Below are 24,710 nucleotides of genomic sequence, written 5' to 3'. Positions count from 1 at the left end.
AGAAGCGGTCATGCGAGCGGTCGGCCCCGGCGGACGCGACGCGGCGTTCGACACGGAGTTGCTCAGCGGTCCCCTCGGGGGCCGGATGGAGCTCGCGGTCAAACGCGGTCCCGCGCGGCGGCGCGAGATGCTCGCGCTCGTCCGGCCCTACCTCGCGGGCGTGGACCCCAGCGTCAAGCGCGACCTGCCGGTCGCCCGGCGCGTCCTCTGCCACCTGATCGAAAACCGTCCCGACGACGAGCTCGTCGAGGGCGAGACGCTCGCCAAGGTCGTGGCCGCGGCGGCGGAGCCGTCCAAGCGCATCCGCAAGGGCCTGCGCTGGTACGCCGACCTGCCCTTCCAGGACGAGCTGCCGTCCGGCCTCTATCGCCTGCGGCGCGCCGACCTGGTGCCGGTGACCCACATCGACGACATCACCTGGGTCGACGGCAAGCTGCGCGTCACCGGCTTCGCCTACCTCGCGGGCCTGTCGGTCCGCAGCCGCAGATTCAACTGGGCGACCGTGGTGCTGCGCGGGCCGCGCTGGCTGCCGCCCATCCGCATGCGCACGCGCCGGGTCTACGAGCCCGAGGCCACCCACGGGGCGCGCGAGCCCGGCTGCAACTACGACTGGTCCGGCTTCACCGCCGAGCTGAGCCCGTGGCCGCTGCGCTGGCGCGGCGCCGTGCGCGGCGTGGTCTCCGCCGTGCGCCGCCGCATGCGGCACCGGCCGTCGGTGCCCGACACCACGACGTGGCGGGCTGAGATCGTGTTCTGGAGCCGTGGCGCGCGGGCCACCGGCCTGCTGCGCGGCTCCTCGCTCGGCCGTCCCGAGCGTCCGGCCGGGCTCAAGCTCAAGCCCGGCTGGTGGGTCCGGCCGGTCTGGACGTCCGACCGCGCGCTGCAGGTCGTGCTCCAGCCCAACCGGGCCGAGCTGACCGGCGTGACCCTCGACGGCGAGCGCCTCGAGCTAAAGATCTTCCTGCCCGGCCGCACGGTCACCAAGGGCCACGCCAGGCTGGGCGGCCACCGCATCGCCGCCGACTTCACGCCCGCGGGCGGCGGCACCGAGGTCGTGGTCGGCCTCGCCGTGCCCGCCCTGCTGCAGGAGAAGGACGGGCGGCGGCTCTGGGTCGAGCCCAAGGGCGACCCGGCGGCCTCGGTCATGCTGGCCGACCTCGTGGAGACCCGCACGGTCGTGGGCGACCGCGAGATCACCGTGCTGGGCGACCGCCGCGACCGCGTCGTGGTCTCGGCCCACCGCATCCGTCCGGTGATCACTTCGGCGGTCTGGGAGGGCTCCTCGCTCCTCCTGCGCGGCCACTACCCGGACGCGCCGGGCCCCCGCAACCTCACGCTGCGCCACCGCTCCGGGCTGTCCTACCAGCTTCCGATGGAGCGCTCCGGCGAGGACTTCTCCGTACGCGTCGAGCCCGCGTCCATGGACCGCTTCGGCGAGCCGGTGCCGCTCGCGTCGGGCACCTGGAACATGTCGCTCCGCCACCCGTCCGGTGAGATCGTCCCGCTGCGCATGGACCACGCCGCCCTGCCGGGGCTGGACGAGGATCCGCGGACGTTCGAGGGCCGCACCTACCGGATGATCTCCACTCGGTTCGACGTACCGGTCGTGACGGTCGAGGAGGCCCGCCCGGCGGACGAGCGCGGCGTCGCGGGCACCCACGTCCTGCGCCGAGTCTTCTACCCGGCCCAGCGCACCGAGCCGCTCACGGACGCCACCGTCTACGTCGTCAACGACGGGCGGCTCTACGCCGACAGCGTCCGCTCCATCTACGAGGAGCGGCTGCGGCGGGGCGACGACCGCGAGCACATCTGGATCGTCAAGGACGGCGCCTTCGTGCCGCCCGGCCCGGCGACCGTCGTGCGCGCCGGCAGCCGCGAGCACCACGCCGCGCTGGCCAGGTCCCGCTACATCGTCACGAACTCGTTCCTGCCCACCTGGTTCCGCGCCCGCGAGGACCAGACGGTGCTGCAGACCTGGCACGGCACCCCGGCCAAGCACATCGGCAACGACCAGCCCCACATGAACCGCGACCCCAAGCCGCCGATCTGGCACCGCCAGGCGGCCGAGGTGCGCGGCTGGGACCTGCTGCTGTCGCAGTCGCCGTGGGCGACGCCGGTGCTGCGCAAGGCGTTCGGCTACAAGGGCGAGATCCTGGAGAGCGGGCTGCCCCGCAACGACGTGCTCAACTCGCCGGACCGCGACGAGCTGGCGGCCGCGGTGCGCGAGCGGCTCGGGCTGGCGGAGGGCAAGCGGGTGGTCCTGTACGCGCCGACGTGGCGCGACTACGACCGCAAGAACGCCATGGTGAAGCTGGACCTGGCCAAGGCGCGGGAGGCGCTGGGCGCCGATCACGAGATCCTGGTCCGCGCCCACCCCATGCAGGCAATCCCGGCCGTTCCCGACATCGCCCACGACGTCACCACTTATCCCGACATGGCCGACCTGCTGCTGGTCACCGACGTCCTGGTGACGGACTACTCGTCGGTCATGTTCGACTTCGCCTGCACCGGCCGCCCGATCGTGATCTACGGCTACGACCTGGCGAAATACTCGTCGAAGCGAGGTCTGTACTTTGATCTGGCCGAGCAGGCGCCGGGCCCGGTGCTGTCGACGTCGGCCGAGGTGATCGACGCACTCCGCTCGATCGACTCGGTCGCGGCCGCCCACGCCGACCGCTACGACGCCTTCCGCGCCACCTTCGCCCCGCGCGACGATGGGAAGGCTACGGCTCGCGTTGTGGATCAGCTGTTCTCTTGAGAAAGGCCCATATTTTACGGTCGCCCAAGGTCACCGCACGCGCCGTAGGGGGTTGCCGTCTGTCATGGCCGGTCGTGAAGGCCCACGGGTTGCTCGTCGTGACGGAGCGCCTTCTTGACCGGCCCCGTGGTCAGAGTTCGAGGCCTGGGATGTCGCGGAGGAGGATCTGGCGGGTGGGATCGAACGGCGTGGTGCTGTCGGCCTCCAGCTGACGATCGAGCAGCACATGCAGCAGCGCCGACAGCGTCGTGCCGCAGACGATCTCCCCGTCGTCCACCAACCGGCGGATCCCGGACAACGGGAGCCATTCGACCTGCTCAGCCTCCCACCCATCCGATGGCGGCCCGATGTACGTGGCCGACTCCCCGCGATACACGTAATGGAGGCTGTCCGAGATCCCGTTGGACGGCTGGACGGCGAGGAGCGGGCGCAGGGGCCCGGGACGCCAGCCGGTCTCCTCCTCCACCTCCCGCGCCGCGGCCGCCTGAGGCATCTCGCCTTCCTCGACCCCTCCCATCGGGATCTCCCAGCCCCAGCTGTCGGTGATGAAGCGGTGCCGCCGGATCAACAGGACCCGGTCGCGCCCGTCGGTGACGACGGCCCCCGCACCGGGCGCCGTGCGGATGAGCCGGTGATCCAGGTGCCGCCCGTCCGGCAGTTCCACATCCGCCACCCGGACGTCCAGCCACGCATCGGCGTACAGGGTCTTCTCGGAGTGGACCTCCCAGCGCATGACTCCAAGTTACAAGCCGGCACGCTCCGTGCGCACCTCACTTACGCAGGTCGACCTCCAGGGCGAGCGGCGACAGCCGGATGTCGTACACACGGAAGGAGGTCTGCGCGATGAACGCCTCGAAATCGCCCTTCGTGTACGCCCGCCGCGGCAGGAACGACCGCAGCGCGAACTTGGTGAACAGCTTGGAGAGCCCGCCCATCCCCATCCGTGCGACGTCGTCCTCGACGGCCTGCTTGGTCACGTCCCGCCGCAGGTCGACGATGAGCGCGCCGCCACCCGGCCGCAGCACCCGGTGCATCTCGCGCAGCGCGCCGACGGGGTCGGAGAAGTTCTTGAAGGCGGCGCAGCAGACGACGAAGTCGAAGCTCTCGTCCTCGAACGGCATCGCCGAGGCGTTCCCGAGCCGGAAGTCCACCGCGGCTCCCGCCTCGGCGGCCTTGGCGCGCGCGATCTGGACGAAGGTCTCGCTGATGTCGAGCCCCGTGACCGTGTAGTCGCCGGTCCTGGCGAGCGCGATGGACAGGTAGCCGGGCCCTGGGGCCACCTCCAGGATCGTGCTGCCTTTCGCGGCATGCTCCCGGACCACGGCGACCTGCTCCTCCCAGCGGTCCGGGGACTTGCCGTTGCTCGCGGCGTACCAGCGCGCGATCGCGCCTTCCATGCCGATGCCCTTGTATCCCTTGTCAGTCTTGGCCATACGAACACGATATATCGCGTCACGCCACAGTCAAGATATATCGTGCTTTGTCCGGAAGTGGCCGCGCGGCGTGTCGTCGGATAGCGCGGCATTTGCCCCGGTACGGTAAGCGGACCGGGCAAGTCGGCACGATCTACCCCTGTGGTCTGGTGGAATCTAGTGCTGTGAGTGGTCAGACCTGGCGGTTGGTACGGCGCGGCAACGGCGGCCCTGTTGTGCCCCCTGTGCTCGACGAGCACCAGCGTGCCGTGGTCGAACACCAGAGCGGTCCCCTCCTCGTCCTCGCAGGTCCGGGCACCGGCAAGACCACCACGATCGTGGAGAGCGTCGTCGACCGCATCGAGCGGCGCGGACTGGACCCCGAACGCGTGCTCATCCTCACCTTCAGCCGCAAGGCCGCCGAGGAGCTGCGCCAGCGCGTCACCGCCCGCCTGCGCCGCACCACCCGCACCCCGCTCGCCCTGACCTTCCACTCCTACGCGTACGCCCTCCTGCGCCGCGAGTCGATCCTCGAGGGCAAGGCCCCGCCGCGCCTGCTCACGGGCCCTGAGCAGCTGCTGGAGATCCGTCGGCTGCTCCACGGCGAGCTGGAGAACGGCGCACTCGACTGGCCGGCGTCGCTGCGCGAGCCGCTCAAGACCCGCGGTTTCGCCGAGGAGCTGCGGGACTTCCTGTCCAGGGCCAACGAGCGTGGCCTCGACGGCGAGCGGCTGGTCGAGCTGGGCCGGCGGCACGGCAGGAGCGACTGGGTGGCCGCCGGCCGGTTCGCCGAGCGCTACCAGGACCGGTTCGACCTCGACCCGGAGGAGACCTACGACTACGCCGAGCTGATCAGGGCCGCCTCGGCGCTGCTGGCCAGGCCGGAGGTCCTGGAGCGGGAGCGGGCGGCGCACGAGGTGGTGTTCGTGGACGAATACCAGGACACCGACCCGGCGCAGGAGTTGCTGCTGGCCCGGCTCGCGGGCGACGGGCGCGACCTGGTGGCGGTGGGCGACCCCGACCAGTCGATCTACGGGTTCAGGGGCGCCGACGTCCAGGGGATCATGCAGTTCCCCCAGCGGTTCAGGACTCGCGACGGCCGCGACGCGCCGGTGCTGGCGCTGCGCGTGTGCCGCAGGAGCGGAAGCGGCCTGCTCGAGGCCTCCCGCCGCGTCGCCGCCAAGCTGCCCGTGGCCCCCGGCTTCGACCACCGGCACGACCACCGCGACCTGGTGCCGCTGCCGGACACCCCGGAGGGCAGCGTACGCGTGCTGCTGGCCGACAGCACCAGCCAGGAGGCGGCGATCGTGGCCGACACGCTGCGGCGCGCCCACCTGATCGACGGCGTGCCGTGGCACCGGATGGCGGTGCTGGTGCGCTCGGCCCGCCGGCAGGTGCCGCTGCTGCGCCGCGCGCTGACCAACGCCGGCGTCCCGACGATGATCGCCGGCGACGAGGTGCCGATCGCCCAGGAGCCGGGCGTGCGCCCCCTGCTCACCATGCTCAAAGTCGCGCTCGACCCCGCCCAGCTCGACGAGGGGGTGGCCGAGGAGCTGCTGACGGGCCCGCTGGGCGGCACCGACATGATCGGCGTGCGCCGCCTCCGCCGCGCGCTCAAGATCGCCGAGAACGAGGCCTCCGACGGTGACCCGCGTTCCTCCGGGGAGCTGCTCGTCGCGGCCGTGCAGGACGTCCGCGAGCTCACCCGCGTTGAGCCCCACGTCGCGCTGCCCGCCGAGCGCGTCGCCAAGCTCCTCGCCGTCGCCAGGGAGGCCAGGGACACGGAGGGCACGGCGGAGGACCTCCTGTGGGCCGTGTGGAACGCCAGCGGCCTGGCCGAGCGCTGGACCGAGCTCAGCATGTCGGGCGGCCCGAGGGGAGCGCAGGCCGATCGCGATCTGGACGCGGTCGTGGCCCTGTTCGACCAGGCGGCCAAGTTCGTGGACCGGATGCCGAAGGCCGGTCCCGAGGTGTTCATCGACGACCTGGCCGCGCAGGAGATCCCCGGCGACACGCTGGCCGACCGGGCCCCCGACGGCGACGCCGTGCGCGTGCTGACCGCCCACCGCTCCAAGGGCCTCGAATGGGACGTCGTGGTCGTCGCAGGGGTGCAGGAGGCCGTCTGGCCGGATCTGCGGCTGCGCGGGTCGATGCTCGGCGTCGAGGACCTCGTCGAGGTCGTCGAGGGCGCCGAGCCGAACGCCGCCTCGCTGGTCTCCAAGCTGCTGGCCGAGGAGCGCAGGCTGTTCTACGTTGCCGCCACCAGGGCCAGGCGCAAGCTCGTGGTGACGGCGGTGGGCGGCGACGACACCGACGAGCGGCCGTCCAGGTTCCTGTCGGAGCTGATGCCGGGCGCGGTGGAGGCGGCCACGATGGACGACCGCGCCCGTTGGCTGAACATGTCCGCGCTGGTGGCGGACCTGCGCAGCGCGGTGACCGACCCCACCAAACCACGGAAGATGAGGCAGAAGGCCGCGCAGCAGCTCGCCCGCCTCGCCGCCGCCGGCGTCCAGGGCGCCCACCCCAACGACTGGTACGCCCTCACGCCGATCTCCGACGACCGCCCCCTGAGCTGGCCCGACGGCGTCGTCAGCATCTCCCCGTCGGCGGTCGAGAGCTTCACCAAGTGCGGCCTGCGCTGGCTCCTGGAGACCGCCGTCGGCGCGGCCGGCACCAGCACGGCGCAGGGCCTCGGCAACGTCATCCACGCCCTGGCCGTGCTGGCGGCCACCGACCTGCCGAGCGAGGACCTCCTGGGCGAGCGCCTCGACCGGATCTGGCACGAGCTGGACTTCGGCGGCACCTGGTACAACCGCAAGCAGCGCCAGGTCGCTGAGCAGATGATCGGCAAGTTCCTGCGCTGGCACAAGGAGAACCCGCGCGAGCTGGTGGCGCTGGAAGAGTCGTTCACCGCGATGGTCTCCGACGGCGTGCAGATCAAGGGCCGCGTGGACCGCGTGGAGCGCGACTCCGACAACCGCGCCGTGATCATCGACCTCAAGACCGGCGGCTCCAAGCCGAAGGCCGGCGACCTCGACCGCCACCCGCAGCTCGGCGTCTACCAGCTGGCCGCGCTGCTGGGCGCGTTCGCCCGGCACGGCATGACGGAGCCGGGCGGGGCGGCGCTGGTGCAGCTGGGCAAGGCGGGAGGCAAGAACGACGCGCTGGAGCAGCGCCAGGGAGCGCTGTCGGAGGACGACAACCCCGGCTGGGCCGGCGACCTTGTCGACACGGTCGCGACCGGCATGTCAGGGCCCTTCTTCCAGGCCAAGGTCAACGACGGCTGCCGTACGTGCGCGGCCAGGGCGAGCTGCCCGGTCAACGACAACGGGGGCCAGGTGTGCTGACCCCCGCCGAACTCGCCGGCAAGCTCGGCATCCTTCCCCCGACCAACGAGCAGGCCGCGGTCATCGAGGCGCCGCTGGAGCCGATGGTCGTCATTGCCGGCGCGGGCTCCGGCAAGAGCGAGACCATGGCAGGGCGCGTGGTGTGGCTGGTCGCCAACGGCCTGGTCAAGCCGGAGAACGTGCTGGGCCTGACCTTCACCCGCAAGGCCGCCGCCGAGCTGGCCTCCCGCGTCAGGGAGCGGCTCACCGGGCTGGCGGAGGCGGGCCTGGTCGAGCCGGGGGCGCTCGACAACGAGCCGACCGTCTCCACCTACCACGCCTACGCCGCCCGCCTGTTCACCGACCACGCGTTGCGCGAGGGCCTGGAGCCCACCATGCGCCTGGTCACCCCGGCGGTGTCGTGGCAGCTGGCCTCGCGGGTGGTGGCGATGTACGACGGGCCGATGGACAAGATCGAGCTGGGCCCGCCGTCGGTCACGGCCGCCCTGCTGGAGCTGGCCGGCGAGCTGTCGGAGCACCTTCGGGGGCCTCACGACGTCCGGAGGATGGGGGAGTGGCTGCAGGACAGGCACGCCCTGCTGTCCGGCCGCACCACGCTCGCGCAGCGAAGGCCGCTCACCGTCCAGGCGGCGCGGGAGCAGCTGCTGCCGCTGGTGGAGGCGTACGAACGGCTCAAGCGCAGCCGTGAGGTCATCGACTACGGCGACCAGATGGCGCTGGCCGCCAGGATCGCCGCCAACCACAAGGAAGTCGGCGAGATCGAGCGTCAGCGCTATTCGGTGGTCCTGCTCGACGAATATCAGGACACCAGCCACGCCCAGCTGGTGCTGCTGCGTTCCCTGTACGGCGGCGGCCACGCGGTCACGGCCGTCGGCGACCCCTGTCAGTCGATCTACGGCTGGCGCGGCGCCTCTGCAGGCAACCTTCGCCGCTTTTCCCGAGATTTCCGGACAAGCGCGGGTGACCCCGCCCCCGTCCGTCAGCTCAGCGTCAGCTTCCGCAACGGCGACCGCGTCCTCGACGTCGCCGCCCGCGTCCAGCTCCCGCTCCGCATGGAGGCCCGCGAGGTCCCCGTCCTCGTCCCCGGCCCCAACCGGGTCGAGCGGGGCCGCGTCACGTGCGCCTTCCACGAGACCGCCGAGGACGAGGCCAAGTGGATCGCCGACGGCATCGCCAAGATCCTCGGCCAGGAGGTCGCCCCCGACGGCATGCCGTGGGGCGAGAAGGAACGCAAGAAGACCCTCGCCATCCAGCCCCAGGACGTCGCGATCCTGGCCAGGAAGCGCTCACAGTTCCCTGCGCTGCGCAAGGCCCTGGAGGAACGTGACATCCCGGTCGAGGTGGTCGGCCTCGGCGGCCTGCTGACCGTCCCCGAGGTGAGCGACATCGTCGCCACCCTCCGCGTCCTGTACGACGCCACGGCCGGCGACGCGCTGGCCCGCCTGCTGGCCGGCCCCCGCTGGCGGATCGGCCCCGCCGACCTGCGGGTGCTCGGTGAGTGCGCCAGGGAGCTGGCCCGCGAGCTGAGCGAGACCGAGCGCGTGGAGGACCCGCTCGACCAGGTGGTGGCCGACCTGGCCGAGGAACGCGGCAGCCTGGTGGACGCCCTCGACGAGCTGCCGGAAAGGGACGAGTGGCTGGAGGCGTTCTCGCCGCTGGCCCGCAGCCGGCTGCTGGCGCTCGCCCAGGAGCTGCGCCAGCTCAGGGCGCACACCGCCCAGCCGCTGCCCGACCTGATCACCGAGGTGGAGCGCAGGCTCGGGCTGGACGTCGAGGTCGGGGCACGCAGCGGCACGGCGAGCTTGTTCGCGGCGCGGGCCGACCTCGACGCGTTCATCGACGCGGCGTCCAGGTTCGCGGGCGACGCCGAGGACCCGACGCTGGGGGCGTTCCTGGCCTACCTGCAGGCAGCGGAGAGCGAGGAGTTCGGGCTGGAGGGCGGCCGGGTCGGCGACAGCAACAGCGTCAAGCTGATGACCGTCCACGCCTCCAAGGGCCTGGAATGGCCGATCGTGGTCGTGCCGGGGCTGTCGCAGCTGGTCAGCTCGAAGGGGACGATCGCGACGGGCAGCATCTTCCCCGCCACGCCGGTGATGAACAGCCGGTGGACGGACAACCCGCGCAAGCTGCCGTACCCGCTGCGCGGCGACGCCGCCGACCTGCCCAGGCTGAGCGGGCTCAGCAAGGAGGAACTGGCCGTCTTCGACGAGCTGTGCCGCGAGCGGGACCTCACGGAGGAGCGCAGGCTGGCGTACGTGGCCGTCACCCGCGCCCACTACCACCTGATCGCCTCCGGCTACCGCTGGGGCACCGCCACCAAGCCGCTGGAGCCGTCGGACTTCCTGCTGGAGATCCGCGACACCGCCGACCGCGTCTCGTTCTGGGCCGAGGACGTGGCCGAGGGCGCCACGAACCCGCTGCTGGCCGAGCCCGCCGCGGCCGTCTGGCCGGTCACGCCCGAGGGCGTGCGCTACGAGTCCGTGCTCGACGGCGCCCGCCTGGTCGAGGACGCCCTGGCCGGCACGCTGATCGAGGCCGAGGAGGACGAGCCGCTGCGGGCGTACGAGGAGGAGCGGCTGCGGGCGTGGGAACGCGACACCGAGCTGCTGCTGCGCGAGCGCGAGCTGCACCGCAGGCAGCCGGCCACGATCGTCGAGCTGCCGACCAAGCTGACCGTGTCGTCGCTGGTCACGCTGGCCACCGACCCGCGCGAGCTGGCCCGCAGGATCCGCCGTCCCGTCCCGGTCAAGCCCGCACCGCTGGCCCGCCGCGGCACGTCGTTCCACAAGTGGCTGGAGACGCGCTGGGACCAGCAGCGGCTGATCGACGACCTCGAGCTGTACGACGAGCTGGAGGAGGCCGACGTGCGGCTGGCCGAGCTGCAGGAGCGGTTCGAGCAGAGCGAGTGGGCCGACAGACGCCCTGTGGACATGGAGGTGCCGTTCGAGACCATGATCGGCGACCGGCTGGTGCGCGGGCGGATGGACGCCGTTTTCGAGCTGCCCGACGGCGGCTACGAGGTCGTCGACTGGAAGACCGGCCAGCCGCCCAGGGGCAAGGCGGCCAAGGCGGCGTCGGTGCAGCTGGCGGCGTACCGGCTGGCCTGGTCGCACCTGGCCGGCGTGCCCCTGGAGAAGGTGGCCGCGGCCTTCCACTACGTACGCGCGAACCGCACCGTGCGCCCGGTGAACCTGCTGGACGCCGACGGCCTCGTCGCCCTCATCGAGAGCGTCAAGCGCGTAGATAGTGAAAAGCCGGCTTCGGGTGCATGAGGAAGTCGTGGTGTGAGATGTTCCAGGCGTAGGCCCCGGCCATCTCGAAGACCACGGTGTCGCCGACGCGGGCCGAGGTCACGATATTTCGTGCGAAAACATCCTTTGGCGTGCACAGCTGGCCCACGAACGTGATCGGCTCGTCCGAGACGCCCGGCCCGTCGCCTGTGGGCAGGATCGTGAACGGCTGGTCGTGGCCCTTGGTCACGGGGGTGCGCAGGTGGTGGGTGCCGCCCAGCAGGATCGCGTACGCCTCGCCGCGCACCCGCTTCACGTCCACGACCCGGGTCACGTAGGAGCCGCAGTACGCGGTCAGCGCCCGACCCGGCTCGATCCGCAGCCTGCGGCCCCGCCCGATCCCCTCCAGCCCGGCGCCGTAGGCCGCCCAGTCGAACCGGTCGCCGGGGGCCGTGTAGGACACCGCCATGCCGCCGCCGAGGTTGACCTCCTCGTAGTCGTTGTCCAGCAGCTTCCCCGCCAGCTCGAGCAGCTGGGGCGCCTGGAGGCCGCTGGCGAGGTGGGCGTGCAGGCCGCGGAGCCGTACGCGCTCGCCGAAGAGCGGCAGGCACTCCGCCACGCCCGCCTCGTCCATCCCGAACGGCCCGCTCATCGTGAGCGCCGCGCCCTCGACCGGCAGGTCGGGGTTGATCCTGAGCAGCACGTCGGCCTCCAGACCGGTGGCGAGGAGGCGGCGCAGCTCGTTAGGGGACTCGACGTGGATGCGGTGGTGCGGCAGCCGCAGCTCGGCGTCGGTCTTGCCGGGACCGCCGAGCGCCACCCGCACGCCCGGCAGGAGGCCCGTGACGTGCGCGTGCTCGCCCGCCGACGACACCTCGAACCCGTCCACGTGCCCGGCCAGCACGCGCAGCAGCTCGGCGTCGGGGTTGGCCTTGACCGCGTAGTACAGCTCGACGCCGGGAAGCGCCCGCCGCACCGCCGCGACGTGCTGGTCGAGGGCGGGCAGGTCGTAGAGGTAGGCGGGGGAGTCCAGGGCCGGTGCGGCCTCCAGGACGCGGTTCATGCGAGGGGGTTCGCGATCGGGACGTAGCCGGCCGCTCGGTCGGCGGCCCTGGCCCAGCGCACGCCCAGGTTCGCCTTGGCGGGCAGCGGCGCCCCGGCCAGCAGGTCCGACAGGGGGAGCGGCCAGCCGAGGTCGGCGGCGAGCTTGGCCAGCAGGCCGCGGGCGATCCCCCACAGCTCGCGCAGCAGCGCGTCGTCCGGCCCGGCCACGGTGGCGGCGATCTCGGTGAGGTGGTTGACGAGCAGGCAGTAGACGACCCTGGCCCAGCCGCGCTCGGCGTCGTAGGTGAGCGCCCGGGCGACCTCGGGATGCACCCCGCCGAGGTCGTGGCGGCCCGCGACGAGCTTGGTGCCCTCCAGGTCGCGGAAGACCGCCTGCGCGGGCATCCCGGACGCGTCCAGGCCGACCAGGACGTTCTGCAGGTGGGGTTCCAGTACGACGCCGTGCGTGAAGTACAGCTCCAGCACCGGCAGCGCCACCGCCGACACGTACGCCGACCACCACGCCAGCGGATCCCGCGCCGGGGCGTCCAGGGCGAGCGCGGCGGCCAGCACCGGTGTCACGCCGGCGTCGCAGGCCGCCCACGGGCTCTCCCGCACGATCACACCCAGGCCCTCGTGGAGCCGGGTGCCGAGGGCGGCCGTACGGTAGCCGGGCTCGGGGAGCCAGCGGGTGGCGGGGTGCTCGGCCGACATCTCCTCGAACATGGGCTTCAGTCGTGAGGTGAGCTCCACGGCCCCGGCCAGCTCGTACCACGCGTTCTTGCGTACGCAGTTGGTGATCCGCACGTCCAGGGAGAACTTCAGGCAGACCCCGGCCTCAGGGGCGTACACGGTCCGCACCGACGACGTGGGCGTCACGACCGGCCCCGGCCCGAGGTCGATCAGCTCGGCCCCGAACTCGGGCCGCAGGAGTTCGAGCTGCCACGGATGCGCCGGCAACAGCCGGTAGCCGGCGGGCGCCCGCCCCATGCCCTCCAGCGCCCGGACGTCGCCCTCTTCGGCGAGAACGTCCTCGCGCACGCCGAGCAGCCGCACCGGGAACGTGGCGTGCGCCTCGGGCGCGTACCGCAGCCAGCCGTCCCCGCCGCGTGCCTTGGGGCTCGGGTGGAACGGATGCCCGTACACCAGCGCCTGCTCCGAGGCCAGCCACGGATCGGCGGGCGGCTCGGCCTCGGCCCTGGCCCGCAGGATCGCCGCCACGGCCGCCCTGCTGGCCGCGACCTGGCCGGCGAACTCGCCGTTGTGCCCCTGCAGGTCGGCCTCGACGAGCCCGACCAGCTCGTCCGCCGTCAGCGGCCGCCAGGAGCCGTCCTCCAGACGCTCGGGCGGGCCGTCGAAGCGCAGCGCCGCGCCGCCGTACGTGCGCGCCCGCAGCAGCGTGCCCGCCACCCGCAGCAGCACGTACGGCGGCGCCGGCCACACCAGGCCGCGCGGCCCGGCCGCCTCCCGCACGCAGCAGCGCAGCAGGGCCGCCAGCGTCGCCTCCTCGGCCAGCGCGGTGGGCGCGTCGATGGCCGAAATCTGCATTCAAGCTCTCCTCAGATAGTTGGGGCCGCTGGTGCCGTAGTACTTGTTGATGTCGCGCGCGCCGGAACGTTCCTTGGCCACGAGCGTCCCGGCCGTGACCATGGATTTGCCCGTGAGCCGGGCCGCCTCCAGCGTCCTGGCGCGCAGGAGCCGGGCCATCGGGTGGTCGCCGTGCTCACCGAGCGCCTCGGCGAGCGTGTCGCGCAGCAGGGCCGCGGCGCGGGCGTGCGGCAGCGCCCCGAACGCCACGGCCGCGGCCGCCAGGTGCAGGGTGATGGTCACGAAGACGTCGGCCAGCGCGTGCGGGTCGTCGGTGAGCATCCGCTCGTCGGCGAACGCCGGCACGTCGATCCCGGCCGCCCGCAGCCGCGCCGGGGACGCCAGCAGCCCGTCGTTGTCCTTGACCAGCAGTCGCATGCGGTCACCCTGGAAGACCACGGCGAGGTTCTGCTGGTGCGCCTCCAGCGCGACGCCGTACCGGACGAACAGCCGCACGTTCCACCGCAGCAGGAGCCGCAGGTATTCGGGGATGACGTCGCCGAGCTCGCGGAGCTCGGCGAGCACGCCGGGCGCGTTGAGCGCGGCCACCGGCACGATCTTCCCCTCGGGCAGCCGCCTGACCATCCAGGCGAGGTATTCGTCCTCGGTGTAGGCGTAGGTCTGCTCGTCGGCGAGCAAGACGTCGGGATCGGCCAGCTCCCGCAGCAGCAGCTCGGCTCTCGCGCCGTCGGCGAGCGTCCCCGGCTTGATCGACCGCCTGTTCCGCACGCCCAGGGTGCTGATCGGCAGCGGCAGCTTGATATGCGTGCGGGCGTCGATCTCCACGGTCCGCATGGACAGAGTGGGCCGCACCGCGACCCGCGCCTCGTCGAGAACCCGCACCCCGCCGACCTTCCGCGCCTCGTCCACAGCGAGTGGATGCACGGGAAACAGCACCTCATCCGGCCCCGCCTCCCAGGCCGGCCCGCCGCCTTCGTCCGCCACCCCCGTTTCCGCAGCACCCCAGGGCGCCGCGTCGACGGGAAGCCGTGCGGCGGAGCCCGGCGCAAGTGCACGGCGCGGCACCACCGCCCACCGCAGCTCGAACGAAGGCGCGAACTCCGGCGCATAGGCCGGCAGGTCATCCTCCGACACTCCGATCCGCGCCCGCGATGTCGGATAAACCGGATGATCCACGAATGCCGCCAGCGCCTCATACGAAGGCCCCCGCCGCAGCACCTCGGCAGCATGGGCGTCGTGCAGCTCCAGGGCGCTCAGCGCCACCAGGCACTCCTCGAAGAAAGCCGCCACTCCTTCCGAGTCCGCCGGGTCGGCCACCTTTACCAGCGTCTCCAGCACCTGCTCCAGCCCCAGCCGCTCGTCCTCCGCGACCACGAAGTCCTGGAACAGCAGCCCAGGCACCAGGCGCACCCACCGCCCGTCCGCCAGGAGCATCCCGACGCCGTCCTTGACCCTGGTGACACGCCCGGCCAGTCCGCCGTAGTCCTCCCGCAGCAGCGCGTTCAGCACCCGGGCGGCCAGATAAGCCTCCCGATCGCTCATTCGATCACCCACGGCCGCGCGGCGCGGTACTCCTCCACGGCCGCGTCCACCCGCGCGCGATCGGGCCCGACGGCCCGGATGACGCCCAGGTAGTCCCGGTTCGTATGGGTAACGAAGACGACGTCGCCCACGTCCCGCAGCGGCCGATGCCACAACCGCACCTCGCCGCGCTCCACGTACTCCCGCTCCGGCCCGGCCTTGATGGTCCCGGCCCGATCGGCGACGACGCTCACCGCACTCCCGTGCCGCGACACCGCCGGCATGGCGGGCAACGACTCGCCGAGGTGGACCCGCAGGATCCACTCGAACAGCGGCACCCCGAGCACGTCTCCCATCAGGAAGTCGCAGTGGTCGCCGATCACCCGGTAGTTCACCTCGATGACGCGCGGCCCGCCGGCGGTGAGGACGTACTCGGTGTGACAGGCTCCGAACCCGACGCCCAGAGCCCGCAGCGCCGCCAGCACGTGGCCGTCCTCCTGCCGGGGCGTCCAGTCCAGCCGCTCCTCGACGAAGTACGGCAGCGGCCCCAGGGTCGTCTCGAACCCGCCGAGCACCCGCACCTCGTCCCCGTCGCCCAGCGTCTCCAGCGTCCGCAGCGGCCCTTCGAGGTATTCCTCCACGACCAGCGCCTCGCCCGGCCGCCGCCTCCTGATCTCGGCCACGGCCCCGGCCAGGTCGCGCTCGACGAACAGGACGTCCTCGCTGGCCACACCCTCACGGGGTTTCACCACCACCGGATAGGGCAGGCCGTCCGGAATCGGGTCGCCGGGGGCGAGCCGTACTGACCTGACCTGCTCGATTCCGGTCTCGAGGAGCTTGCGACGCATCAGGAACTTGTTCTTGGCGGCCACGCACGCCCGCCAGTCCTTGCCCGGCAGCCCGAAGTAGGCGGCGGCCAGCGCCGTCTCGGCCTGCAGGTGGTCGGAGTTGGAGAAGATCGCGTCGGGCCTGCCGAGCTGCTCGATCGCGTCGATCAGGGCGCGCGGGTCGCGTACGTCGCACGCCACCGCGTGCGGGTGCCGCTCCGGCCGATCCGTAAGGATCGTCACTTCGCAGCCGAGCGCGCGGGCCGCGGGCAGGAAACCGTCCGTCACGGAGTCGGTCGGCTTGAGCGCGGTCAGGTAGAGCCGCAACGCGAAGGCACCCCCGAGGGATCAGGTAAGGCTAACCTAACCCGTCGATCTTAGCCCCAGGGCGATCACCTCGGGGCCCTGATTCGCCAATCAAGCGCTAACCACGAGGTCATAGGATGACATGGGATTTGGGAGGGGGCGGCCAGTGGAGACGACCGCGGAAGAGCAACTCATCGGACCCCTGCTTCTCGCACGCGGCACGATCGACAGATCCTCGGCGCTGCGTGCCGACGGCCGGTGGCTGGAGCAGGCGTGGTCCGACCCCACGACCAGGGTGCTGGTGATCGACGACGGTCACACGCTGGTGCGGCGGGTCGGCGATGAGGTGCGGGCGGTGCTGTACGCTCCTGCGGACGCGCCGCCAGGGCCGCGCTACCTCCTGGGCGTCGAGGACGGAATCGCCTATTTCGCGGTGGCCGCGCCGCTGCCCGGCGTGCCGAAGGGCGAGGTCAACGGGCGCGTGACGTTCGCGATGAAGCTGGGCGACACCCCCGACGGCAAGCCGGTGGCGGCCGGGCTGCGCCAGGTCGGCGGCCTGCTCGGCGACCGCGACGCGGGCCTGCTGGTCTACGCCGTGGCGATCGAGGCCTGGCACGCGACACACGAACACTGCCCACGCTGCGGCGCCCGCACCGAGATCCAGGCGGGCGGCCACATCCGCGTCTGCCCGCAGGACGCCAGCCAGCACTTCCCGCGCGTCGACCCGGCCGTGATCATGCTGGTCCGCGACGAGCGCGACCGCTGCCTGCTCGCCCGCGGCCCCCAGTGGCCGAAGGGCCGCCTGTCGATCCTGGCGGGGTTCGTCGAGCCGGGGGAGTCGCTGGAGCACGCCGTGGTGCGCGAGGTCGCCGAGGAGGTCGGCATCACCGTCGCCAACCCGCGCTATCTCGGCAGCCAGCCGTGGCCCTTCCCGCGCAGCCTCATGCTCGGCTTCTTCGCCGACGCCGTCACCACGACACTCCGGCTCGACGGGGAAGAGATCGCCGAGGCCCGCTGGTTCTCCCGGGAGGAGCTGCTGGAGGCCCTGCAGTCAGGAGAGGTACGCCTCCCGCCCCCGGTCTCGATCGCCCGCCGCCTCGTCGAGACCTGGTACGGCGGGCATCTGTCGGGCGACTGGTAGCGGGATTTCGCTTTGCGTGATCTCATGAACACGAAACGTTAGGGAGTGTGTAAAGTCATGCCCATGGATGAAACACACATGCGAGAACTCGTCGGTCTCGAGCGCCAGAAGCACGCGATCCAGTTCGCGGCCGTGGAGGTCGCGATCGAGGACAAGATCCAGCGCTACACGCAGGAGATGGTGAAGCACACGCAGGCGATCACGCAGGAGATGGGGAAGAACGTCATCAACGTGATGAGCGGCGCGCTCTCCAAGGCCGTGACCGACCTCAAGGAGGACAACCTGCGACGTGACATCGAGTTCAAGCTCCAACTCAGCCTCGCGAAGACCGAGCTCAAGACGGAGATCGCGGGCGTCCGCTCTGAGCTCAAGGCCGACATCGCAGACGTCAAGGGCGAGATCCAGCGGTTGGAGGAGAAGTTCGACAACCACGCCCACTGATCTGAGGACCTGAGTGAGCCTAGCACCCAGGTCCTCGCGGCAATGCTATTGCACAAGCCCTCGGCCCTCCCAGCCGGGGGCTTGTGTCGTACCCCGAGAATTCAGGCCGCGCTCTCCAACAGCAGCTTGACCTCCACGACAGAGGGATTCGTCCGCACCACACGCCCGTCCGGCGTGTCGATCACCACGGTCGGCACCGTCTGGTTGCCGTTGTTGACGCTCATCACGAACTCGGCCGCCGACGGATCGCGCTCGATGTCGACCTCGGTGAAGTTGATGCCCTCGCGGGCGAGCTGCGACTTCAGCCGCTTGCAGGGGCCGCACCAGGTGGTGCTGTAGACCGTGAGCGCCATGTCGGAAGATCCTCCAAGGTCAAGGAATGTGAGGCGCTCGTTGAAACAATGCACGGCCCCCGGTTAATCCCGAGGAAGACCCGCGCCTAGCCGATGCGCTCGACGATCCACGCCTGCACGCGCTCGGCCACTCCCGGCTCCCGGTAGAGGGGCGCGCTGTGGTTGGCGCCCGGCTGGGTGACCACCGTCACCGGCACGCCGACCTGGCCGAGCATCTGCTTGAGCAGCTGGCTCTGCACCGGCGGCACGAACTCGTCCTGCGCGTGGATGGTCAGCATCGGCGCGTCGTGGGCGCTGGCGTGCCAGGCCACCTCCATGCTGGCCCAGACCCGCGAGCACTTGCCCTTGGGCTCGCAGCCGCCGGCCAGGCGGATCGCGGAGTCGCGGAGCTTGCGCTTGCTGCGGTCGGTGGTGTTCGCGCCGTCGGTGTACGCCCGCAGCGGCGAGATGATCGGCGACAGCCCCACGACGCCCTTCAGGCCGCTGATGCCGTCGCCGTACGTGCCGACGGCCGCCGCGATGTGCCCGCCCGCGGAGAAGCCCACCACCACGTAGTTGTTCGGGTCGAACGCCCACCGCTCGGCGTGCTTGCGTGCTGCCGCGATCGCCGCCAGCGCGTCGGTGCGCTGCGCGGGCCAGGCCGCGTCGCCGGACAGGCGATAGTTGAGGTTGAAGACCGTGTAGCCGAGGTCGGCGTAGCTACGGGTGATCTCCTTCATGTACCTCTTGTCGCCGCTCGACCACCAGCCGCCGTGGATCAGGAAGACGCCGGGCCGCTGCATGCCGTCGGGGGTCCACCAGACGTCCATCTGCTGGCGGCGGTGCGAGCCGTACGCGACCGTCTCCGTGCTGAGGCCGCCGATCCCTTCGGAGTCCACCGGGTTGCTCACGGTGGGGGCGGGAGTGGGCTCCTTCGCCGTCGCGGTGGCGGCGACGGGTGTGAGCACAACGGCAGCGAGCGCGAGAGCGCCCACGCAAACCGCAGTTCGCACGGCCTTCCTTTCCCCCATGCAGCATGGTCGGCCCCATTGTGGGGGAAGAGAGCTGTTCTTTGCATCTCGTTGACCAACGAACCTATGACGGCCCGCATGTTGCCAGAATAAAGTCCATGGCCGCCAGTGCTGGGAAGATGAACAGGTGACAAATGTGGACGACGTCCTGATCGGCCTCGACCCGGAGCAGCGCGAGGTCGCCGAGGCCGTGCGCGGGCCGGTGTGCGTGCTCGCGGGCGCGGGCACGGGCAAGACCAGGGCGATCACCCACAGGATCGCGTACGCCGTGCGCAGCGGGGTCGTCGACGCCCAGAGCGTGCTGGCTGTGACGTTCACCACGCGCGCGGCCGGAGAGTTGCGCCAGCGGCTGCGCGCCCTGGGGGCACCCGGCGTGCAGGCCCGCACGTTCCACGCGGCCGCGCTGCGGCAGCTCACCTACTTCTGGCCGCGGGTGATCGGTGGCGAGGCGCCGTCGGTCATCGAGTCGAAGCTGCCGGTGCTTGCGGAGGCATGCCGCCAGATCCGGAAAAATCCGGATCGGTCCGAGTTGCGGGACATCGCCTCGGAGATCGAGTGGGCGAAGGTCACCCAGATCGGCCCCGACGACTACGTCGCCGCCGCGGCCAAGCACCACCGCACCCCTCCCACGCCGGCGGAGGAGATCGCCCGGCTCTACGAGGCGTACGAGCAGCTCAGGCGCGAGCGCCACCTGGTCGACTTCGAGACGATCCTGGAGCTGACGGCGGCGGTGATGACCGAGCACCAGGAGGTGGCGGCGCAGATCCGCCAGCAATACCGCTATTTCGTGGTCGACGAGTATCAAGACGTCAACCCGCTGCAGAAGCTCCTGCTCGACACCTGGCTCGGCGGTCGCGACGACATCTGCGTGGTCGGCGATCCCAACCAGACGATCTACTCCTTCACCGGCGCCAGCCCGCGCTACCTGACCGGCTTCGCGGTGGAGCACCCGCAGGCCACCGTGATCAAACTCGTGCGCGACTACCGCTCGACCCCGCAGGTGGTCGACCTGGCCAATCTAGTGATCGCCAAGAGCCGGTCGCCGCACCGCCTGGAGCTGATCGCCCAGCGCCCCGACGGCCCCAAGCCGGTCTTCGCCGACTACGACGACGAGCCCGCCGAGGCCGCAGGCGTCGCCAGGGCCATCAGGAAACTGCTCGACAAGGGCGTGCCGGCGCGTGAGATCGCGGTGCTCTTCCGGGTCAACTCCCAGTCGGAGGCGTACGAGGAGGCCCTGTCCAAGGCCGAGATCCCCTACATGCTGCGCGGCGCCGAGCGCTTCTTCGAACGCCCCGAGGTCCGACAGGCGGTCGTCCTGCTGCGCGGCGCCGCCCGCTCGGCCACCGGCGCACCGCTCGCGGCGGAGGTGCACAACATCCTCGGCGGCGTCGGCCTTACCCCCTCGCCGCCTGGCGGCGGCAAGGCCAGGGAGCGGTGGGAGTCGCTGAAGGCCCTGGCCGACCTGGCGGAAGACATGGCCGCCGAGGGCGCCGACCTGCCGACGTACGTCGCCGAGCTGGAACGCCGGGCCTCCGAGCAGCACGCGCCGCCCGTGGAGGGCGTCACCCTGGCCTCGCTGCACGCCGCCAAAGGCCTGGAATGGGACGCCGTGTTCCTGGTAGGCCTCACCGACGGCATGCTCCCGATCATTTACGCGGAGACTCCCGAGCAGATCGAGGAGGAGCGGCGCCTGCTCTACGTCGGCATCACCCGGGCCCGCGAGCACCTGACCCTGTCGTGGGCGCTGGCCCGTTCGCCCGGCGGCCGCAAGAGCCGCCGCCCGTCCCGCTTCCTCGACGGGCTCACCGGCCGCGCCTCCTCGCCGCCCCGGGTCGCGCCGGCGAGCCGCGAGCGCCGTACGGTCGCCGCTCCGGTCAGCTGCCGGGTCTGCGCGAAGACGCTGGTGGCGGCGGCCGAGCAGAAGCTGGGCCGGTGCGCCACCTGCCCGGCCGACTACGACGAGGGGCTGCTGGAGCGGCTGAAGGCATGGCGCACGGCCACGGCCAAGGAGTCCAAGGTCCCGCCGTACGTCGTCTTCACCGACGTGACGTTGCAGGCGATCGCGGAGCGGGCGCCGACGACCGAGCAGGAGCTGCTGTCGATCACGGGCATCGGCCGGGTGAAGATCGACCGCTACGGCGAGGCCGTCCTCTCCCTCTGCCGCGGCTCTTGACGGCCGCGAAACCACGAGCCGGAATCACCGGAATCAACAGACACGCCAGGCCGCCTTTAGGGCGAAATGGGCGACACGTCAGACTTGTCCAAGGATCGGACGGCGCAAGGGAGACGGAGACGTGAACGAGGCGCTCAAAGAACTGCTGGATTTGCTCGATTTGGAGCAGATCGAGCTGGACATCTTCCGGGGAAGGAGCCCCGAGGAGCGCATCCAACGCGTCTTCGGCGGCCAGGTGGCGGCGCAGGCCCTGGTCGCGGCCGGCCGTACGGTCTCCAAGGACCGGTACGTGCACTCACTCCACGCGTACTTCATCCGCCCCGGCGACCCGTCGATCCCGATCGTCTACAACGTGGAGCGCGTACGCGACGGGCGGTCGTTCACCACCCGCAGGGTCGTCGCGGTCCAGCACGGCAAGGCGATCTTCACGATGTCGGCGTCGTTCCACATCCCCGAGGAGGGTGTGGAGCACCAGGCGTCCGTGATGCCTTCCGTGCCGGATGCCGAGACGCTGCCCACGTTCCAGGAACGGATGCTCGAGCTGGTCGGCGACCACCCCGAGTTCCGCGACTGGCTGTCGCGGCCCCGGCCCGTGGACTCCCGGCACGCCTCGCCGCTGACGTGGGAGGCGTACCAGAAGCCCGAACTGCGCAGTGCCAAGACCAACGTGTGGTTCCGATACGACGCCGAGTTGCCCGACGACCCGCTCCTGCACGTGGTGCTGGCCGCGTACGCCTCCGACTTCACGCTGGTCGACACGATCCTGCTGGCGCACGGCATGGCGTGGGGGGTCTCCAACATCATGGGGGCGTCGCTGGACCACGCCATGTGGTTCCACCGCCCCTTCCGTGCCGACGACTGGTTGCTCTACGCTCAGGAGTCCCCATGGTCGGCCGGTGCGCGGGGGTTGGCGCGCGGTGAGATGTTCACTGCGTCGGGTGACCTCGTGGTCTCCGTTGTTCAGGAAGCCATGATCCGGCCACTGAAGTAATCGTAGAAATTCACAAAGTCGCAGGTAGAAAATAAGTTGCCCCTTCCCGGGTTCCCGGTTTAGGGTCATGGTCAAGCGAGTCGGACACTCCTGTTCCGACGATCTCGAGAGTGGAGGTGAGCCCCGGTGATCAGCATCAAGATGTCGGCCACGCAGTGGCTCGCTTCCGCATGCCGTGACTCGGTGAGGCTCGTCGATGGGCCGGCCAAGCTGCGGCAGCAGAAGTCTGTCCGTAGCCAGGCCGCCGCCGCTTACCGCACGGGCCACTTCTTTGGCGCCGCTGCGCAAGAGGCTCCTGTCTACACCGCACGTATCGAACTGCCGGCCAACCAGCTCACCAAGGGTGGACTGTGCGGTCCGCAACCCTGGAGGGATGCACCGGTCATAACCTGACCGGCACATACCAGCCTCCAGGCCGCGGATCCGCACACAGGATCCGCGGCCTTCTTGTTTGTCCGTGATCCCGACCCACCTACGAGGTGCCCGACCAAGATCAAAAAGATCGACCAAAAAGGAGAAGCAGATGGGGGCCAAGACGATCATGGACCTGATCGACGAAGCCAAGATCCCCTGTCGTACCGACCCTGACCTGTGGTTCGCCGAGTCCCCGGAGGACGTGGAGTTCGCGAAGGCGCTCTGCGGGGGCTGCCCGATCCAGAAGGCCTGCCTCGACCGCGCGCTCGAGCGCGAGGAGCCGTGGGGCGTCTGGGGCGGCGAACTGATCCTCCGGGGGACCATCGTTCCCCGAAAGCGTCCGCGCGGGCGTCCTCGCAAGCACCCGGTCGCTGCCTGAACCACCTCGCACCTACGAGCAAGAAAGCGAAAACCGATGAGAGCTCAACCGACTAGGAGCATCGCAGTGTCCGATCTCATCCATGAACTGGTCAACGACCGAATACAAACCCTCCACCGAGAGGCGGAGGAGCAGCGCCTCGCCTTGCGCGTGAGCCGCGTGGAGCGGGCGCGGCGCGGGGTCAGGAAGGCGAACGACCGCCTCCGCAAGGCCCTGAGCCAGCAGTTCTGATGGAGGAGATCCTGCCGCCGGCGCAGGATCTCCCCGTGAGAGCAGGTAAGTGAAGAGCCGGGCGCCGGCCAGCGCCCGGCTCTTTCTCATGCGCGGGGAAGGTCGCAAGCCGGCCGCGCCCGGCCTTGCCTCATGCGCCGGGCCGAACCGGACGGGGGGTCATGCGCGGATCCGGCCGGGCGGGCGGTCATGCGCGGATGCGGCCCGGGGGTGCTCATGCACCGGGCCGGACCGGGCGCGTGCCGACGGCGGTGACCGGCTCATCGTCCGCGGACCAGAGCCGCACCGCCATCCACGCGACCCCCACCGCCGCCAGCACCAGCCCGCCCAGATAGACCGGCAGCGGCATCAGGTTCCGCAGCGACCCGGGGATCATCCCCACGGCGTACAGGGCCACGGCAGCCACCGGCAGCGCCCCGCTCCGGATCGCCGCCGCCCCGAACGTCAGCACCCCCGTCACCAGTACGACCGACGTGACCAGGAACGCCCGCCCGGTGCCCCCCGCCAGGAGAGCGCTCACCGTGCCACCGCCCAGGTACGGGAACACGAAGTGCAGGATGTACTCGATCGCGAACGCCCCGGCCAGCCCCGCCGCGTTGAGCACGTACCCGGCGAGCCCGAGCCCGCCCGCGCTGCCGCGGATGAGCAGGTAGATGCCCGTGATCGCGAGTAAGCCCGTCAGCGCCGCGAACGGCGCGATGGCGTGCGTGAAAGCGTTCTCCGGCACGAGGCCGGCGCGCCGCGCGGAATTGACCACCAGTAGCACGGCACAGACGAACCCCGCCACCGCAGTGACCCGATAGACCCGCATGTCGAACAGCCCTTCTCTCGGTGATAACGCTCGTTATGATGCTCGTTATCACCCGATAAAGTGAGAGCGTGCCGAGAGACGTAAGCATCCCGAAAGAACTCGGCGCACTGCGCCACGACCTGCTCGACGCGGCGATACGCGTGTTACGCGAGCAGGGAGCGCTCCACCTGACGCTCCGTCGCGTGGCGGACGCCGCCGGAACGTCCACGATGGGCATCTACACCTGCTTCGGCGGCCGCGCCGGCCTCCTGGAGGCGATCTACCAGTACGGCTTCGGCATCCTCCACGAGTCGATGACCCGGTCACTGAACGGCCACACCGAGCCGCGGGCCCGCATCATGGCAGTCGCGTACGGCTACCGCAGGTTCGCGCTGTCCGATCCCGCCCTCTACGCCCTGATGTTCGAGCGTCCGCTCCCCGACTTCGACCCCTCGCCCGAGCAACGGCACGACGCCCTCGGCCTCACCTTCACCCTCCTCACCGAGGCCACCTCCGCGGCCGCCGAAGCAGGCCTCATCCGCTCGATCGACCCAGTACGGGCGGCGTACCTGGTGTGGACGACGATCCACGGCATCGTCAGCATCGAGCTCACCTGCTCGCTCCGCAGCCCACTTCCGGGCTGGTTCCTGAATTCGCGCGAGGAAGGCGAACGCGTCCTCACAGACGGCGTCACCGCCCTACTCACAGGCCTCGCATAGCACAGATCAGGGGACACGCCGTCGAGAACGCAATCCGGACCAACCCGCGCATGGGATGGGCGGGCTCGCGTGTCC

General features: G+C 71.0%; 20 protein-coding genes. 11 read left to right on the top strand and 9 right to left on the bottom strand.

Going from position 1 to position 24,710, the window contains the following annotated elements; translation table 11 throughout:
* Nucleotides 1–10: 10 nt before the first annotated feature.
* A complete protein-coding gene (locus tag ID574_RS30320; RefSeq protein WP_188192411.1) occupies nucleotides 11–2,758 on the top strand; it encodes a CDP-glycerol glycerophosphotransferase family protein in 2,748 nt (915 codons plus the stop codon).
* 130 nt (nucleotides 2,759–2,888) lie between these two features.
* On the opposite strand, the gene ID574_RS30315 is transcribed toward ID574_RS30320, so the two are convergent.
* Nucleotides 2,889–3,491 (bottom strand): NUDIX domain-containing protein, encoded by a 603-nt coding sequence (locus ID574_RS30315; RefSeq protein WP_188192410.1) that lies wholly within the window; start codon nucleotides 3,489–3,491, stop codon nucleotides 2,889–2,891.
* 37 nt (nucleotides 3,492–3,528) lie between these two features.
* Nucleotides 3,529–4,191 (bottom strand): class I SAM-dependent methyltransferase, encoded by a 663-nt coding sequence (locus ID574_RS30310; RefSeq protein WP_188192409.1) that lies wholly within the window; start codon nucleotides 4,189–4,191, stop codon nucleotides 3,529–3,531.
* A gap of 164 nt (nucleotides 4,192–4,355) precedes the next feature.
* On the opposite strand from ID574_RS30310, the gene ID574_RS30305 reads away from it, so the two are divergent.
* Together ID574_RS30305 and ID574_RS30300 are read left to right on the top strand one after the other, a co-directional pair.
* On the top strand, nucleotides 4,356–7,517 hold the full coding sequence (locus ID574_RS30305) for an ATP-dependent helicase (protein ID WP_188192408.1): 3,162 nt from the start codon (nucleotides 4,356–4,358) through the stop codon (nucleotides 7,515–7,517).
* Nucleotides 7,511–10,789, top strand: coding sequence for an ATP-dependent helicase (locus tag ID574_RS30300; protein WP_188192407.1), 3,279 nt, complete (start codon nucleotides 7,511–7,513; stop codon nucleotides 10,787–10,789). The genes ID574_RS30305 and ID574_RS30300 overlap by 7 nt, the downstream gene beginning before the upstream one ends.
* On the opposite strand, the gene ID574_RS30295 is transcribed toward ID574_RS30300, so the two are convergent.
* From ID574_RS30295 to ID574_RS30280, 4 genes are read right to left on the bottom strand one after another with little or no spacing between them, the layout of a single operon-like run.
* Nucleotides 10,749–11,810 carry a type III PLP-dependent enzyme domain-containing protein gene (locus ID574_RS30295; protein WP_188192406.1) on the bottom strand — a complete coding sequence of 354 codons (1,062 nt, stop codon included), beginning with the start codon at nucleotides 11,808–11,810 and terminating at the stop codon, nucleotides 10,749–10,751. The genes ID574_RS30300 and ID574_RS30295 overlap by 41 nt on opposite strands.
* Complete coding sequence (locus ID574_RS30290; RefSeq protein WP_188192405.1) at nucleotides 11,807–13,339, bottom strand: IucA/IucC family protein; 1,533 nt, start codon at nucleotides 13,337–13,339, stop codon at nucleotides 11,807–11,809. Before ID574_RS30290 ends, ID574_RS30295 begins: the two co-directional genes overlap by 4 nt.
* Entirely contained in the window at nucleotides 13,340–14,881 is a 1,542-nt protein-coding gene (locus ID574_RS30285) for an IucA/IucC family protein (protein ID WP_188192404.1), read from the bottom strand.
* The gene (locus tag ID574_RS30280) at nucleotides 14,878–16,014 is read right to left on the bottom strand and encodes an ATP-grasp domain-containing protein (protein WP_188192403.1); all 1,137 of its coding nucleotides are present in this window, start codon (nucleotides 16,012–16,014) and stop codon (nucleotides 14,878–14,880) included. The genes ID574_RS30285 and ID574_RS30280 overlap by 4 nt, the downstream gene beginning before the upstream one ends.
* A 145-nt stretch (nucleotides 16,015–16,159) precedes the next feature.
* On the opposite strand from ID574_RS30280, the gene nudC reads away from it, so the two are divergent.
* Nucleotides 16,160–17,134, top strand: coding sequence for an NAD(+) diphosphatase (gene nudC / locus ID574_RS30275; protein ID WP_223167224.1), 975 nt, complete (start codon nucleotides 16,160–16,162; stop codon nucleotides 17,132–17,134).
* A 63-nt stretch (nucleotides 17,135–17,197) separates the two neighbouring features.
* Nucleotides 17,198–17,575 (top strand): hypothetical protein, encoded by a 378-nt coding sequence (locus tag ID574_RS30270; protein ID WP_188192401.1) that lies wholly within the window; start codon nucleotides 17,198–17,200, stop codon nucleotides 17,573–17,575.
* Between the two features lie 101 nt (nucleotides 17,576–17,676).
* Here the strand turns inward: ID574_RS30270 and ID574_RS30265 are convergent, their stop codons facing one another.
* Both ID574_RS30265 and ID574_RS30260 read right to left on the bottom strand, forming a co-directional pair.
* Entirely contained in the window at nucleotides 17,677–17,928 is a 252-nt protein-coding gene (locus ID574_RS30265) for a mycoredoxin (RefSeq protein WP_188192400.1), read from the bottom strand.
* A gap of 86 nt (nucleotides 17,929–18,014) precedes the next feature.
* Complete coding sequence (locus ID574_RS30260) at nucleotides 18,015–18,920, bottom strand: alpha/beta hydrolase (protein ID WP_223167223.1); 906 nt, start codon at nucleotides 18,918–18,920, stop codon at nucleotides 18,015–18,017.
* Between the two features lie 154 nt (nucleotides 18,921–19,074).
* Here ID574_RS30260 and ID574_RS30255 point away from each other — a divergent pair, with 154 nt between their 5' ends.
* The 5 genes from ID574_RS30255 to ID574_RS30235 all read left to right on the top strand — a co-directional run bounded on the left by ID574_RS30255 (nucleotide 19,075) and on the right by ID574_RS30235 (nucleotide 23,126).
* Nucleotides 19,075–21,111: an ATP-dependent DNA helicase UvrD2 gene (locus ID574_RS30255; RefSeq protein ID WP_188192399.1), complete on the top strand. Its 2,037-nt coding sequence runs from the start codon at nucleotides 19,075–19,077 to the stop codon at nucleotides 21,109–21,111.
* A 121-nt stretch (nucleotides 21,112–21,232) separates the two neighbouring features.
* The gene (gene tesB / locus ID574_RS30250) at nucleotides 21,233–22,102 is read left to right on the top strand and encodes an acyl-CoA thioesterase II (RefSeq protein WP_188192398.1); all 870 of its coding nucleotides are present in this window, start codon (nucleotides 21,233–21,235) and stop codon (nucleotides 22,100–22,102) included.
* 126 nt (nucleotides 22,103–22,228) lie between these two features.
* Nucleotides 22,229–22,495, top strand: coding sequence for a hypothetical protein (locus tag ID574_RS30245; RefSeq protein ID WP_188192397.1), 267 nt, complete (start codon nucleotides 22,229–22,231; stop codon nucleotides 22,493–22,495).
* A gap of 130 nt (nucleotides 22,496–22,625) precedes the next feature.
* Nucleotides 22,626–22,895, top strand: a complete 270-nt coding sequence (locus ID574_RS30240) for a WhiB family transcriptional regulator (protein ID WP_188192396.1) — start codon at nucleotides 22,626–22,628, stop codon at nucleotides 22,893–22,895.
* A gap of 66 nt (nucleotides 22,896–22,961) precedes the next feature.
* Nucleotides 22,962–23,126 (top strand): hypothetical protein, encoded by a 165-nt coding sequence (locus ID574_RS30235; protein WP_188192395.1) that lies wholly within the window; start codon nucleotides 22,962–22,964, stop codon nucleotides 23,124–23,126.
* Nucleotides 23,127–23,340: 214 nt separating this feature from the next.
* On the opposite strand, the gene ID574_RS30230 is transcribed toward ID574_RS30235, so the two are convergent.
* Nucleotides 23,341–23,937 (bottom strand): hypothetical protein, encoded by a 597-nt coding sequence (locus tag ID574_RS30230; RefSeq protein WP_188192394.1) that lies wholly within the window; start codon nucleotides 23,935–23,937, stop codon nucleotides 23,341–23,343.
* Nucleotides 23,938–24,005: 68 nt separating this feature from the next.
* On the opposite strand from ID574_RS30230, the gene ID574_RS30225 reads away from it, so the two are divergent.
* On the top strand, nucleotides 24,006–24,635 hold the full coding sequence (locus tag ID574_RS30225; RefSeq protein ID WP_188192393.1) for a TetR/AcrR family transcriptional regulator: 630 nt from the start codon (nucleotides 24,006–24,008) through the stop codon (nucleotides 24,633–24,635).
* Nucleotides 24,636–24,710 lie beyond the last annotated feature (75 nt).

Origin of the sequence: Nonomuraea sp. SYSU D8015, from assembly GCF_008065375.1 — a bacterium.
Classification (GTDB): Bacteria; Actinomycetota; Actinomycetes; order Streptosporangiales; family Streptosporangiaceae; genus Nonomuraea.
Note: the sequence above shows the minus strand (reverse complement) of the source record. Positions and strands in the feature narration are given on the sequence as shown.

Coding starts and splice junctions, on each gene's coding strand:
- ID574_RS30320 (WP_188192411.1), top strand. CDS start 11: ATGCGAGCGGTCGGCCCCGGCGGACGCGACGCGGCGTTCGACACGGAG.
- ID574_RS30315 (WP_188192410.1), bottom strand. CDS start 3,491: ATGCGCTGGGAGGTCCACTCCGAGAAGACCCTGTACGCCGATGCGTGG.
- ID574_RS30310 (WP_188192409.1), bottom strand. CDS start 4,191: ATGGCCAAGACTGACAAGGGATACAAGGGCATCGGCATGGAAGGCGCG.
- ID574_RS30295 (WP_188192406.1), bottom strand. CDS start 11,810: ATGAACCGCGTCCTGGAGGCCGCACCGGCCCTGGACTCCCCCGCCTAC.
- ID574_RS30290 (WP_188192405.1), bottom strand. CDS start 13,339: ATGCAGATTTCGGCCATCGACGCGCCCACCGCGCTGGCCGAGGAGGCG.
- ID574_RS30285 (WP_188192404.1), bottom strand. CDS start 14,881: ATGAGCGATCGGGAGGCTTATCTGGCCGCCCGGGTGCTGAACGCGCTG.
- ID574_RS30270 (WP_188192401.1), top strand. CDS start 17,198: ATGGATGAAACACACATGCGAGAACTCGTCGGTCTCGAGCGCCAGAAG.
- ID574_RS30265 (WP_188192400.1), bottom strand. CDS start 17,928: ATGGCGCTCACGGTCTACAGCACCACCTGGTGCGGCCCCTGCAAGCGG.
- ID574_RS30240 (WP_188192396.1), top strand. CDS start 22,626: ATGGGGGCCAAGACGATCATGGACCTGATCGACGAAGCCAAGATCCCC.
- ID574_RS30230 (WP_188192394.1), bottom strand. CDS start 23,937: ATGCGGGTCTATCGGGTCACTGCGGTGGCGGGGTTCGTCTGTGCCGTG.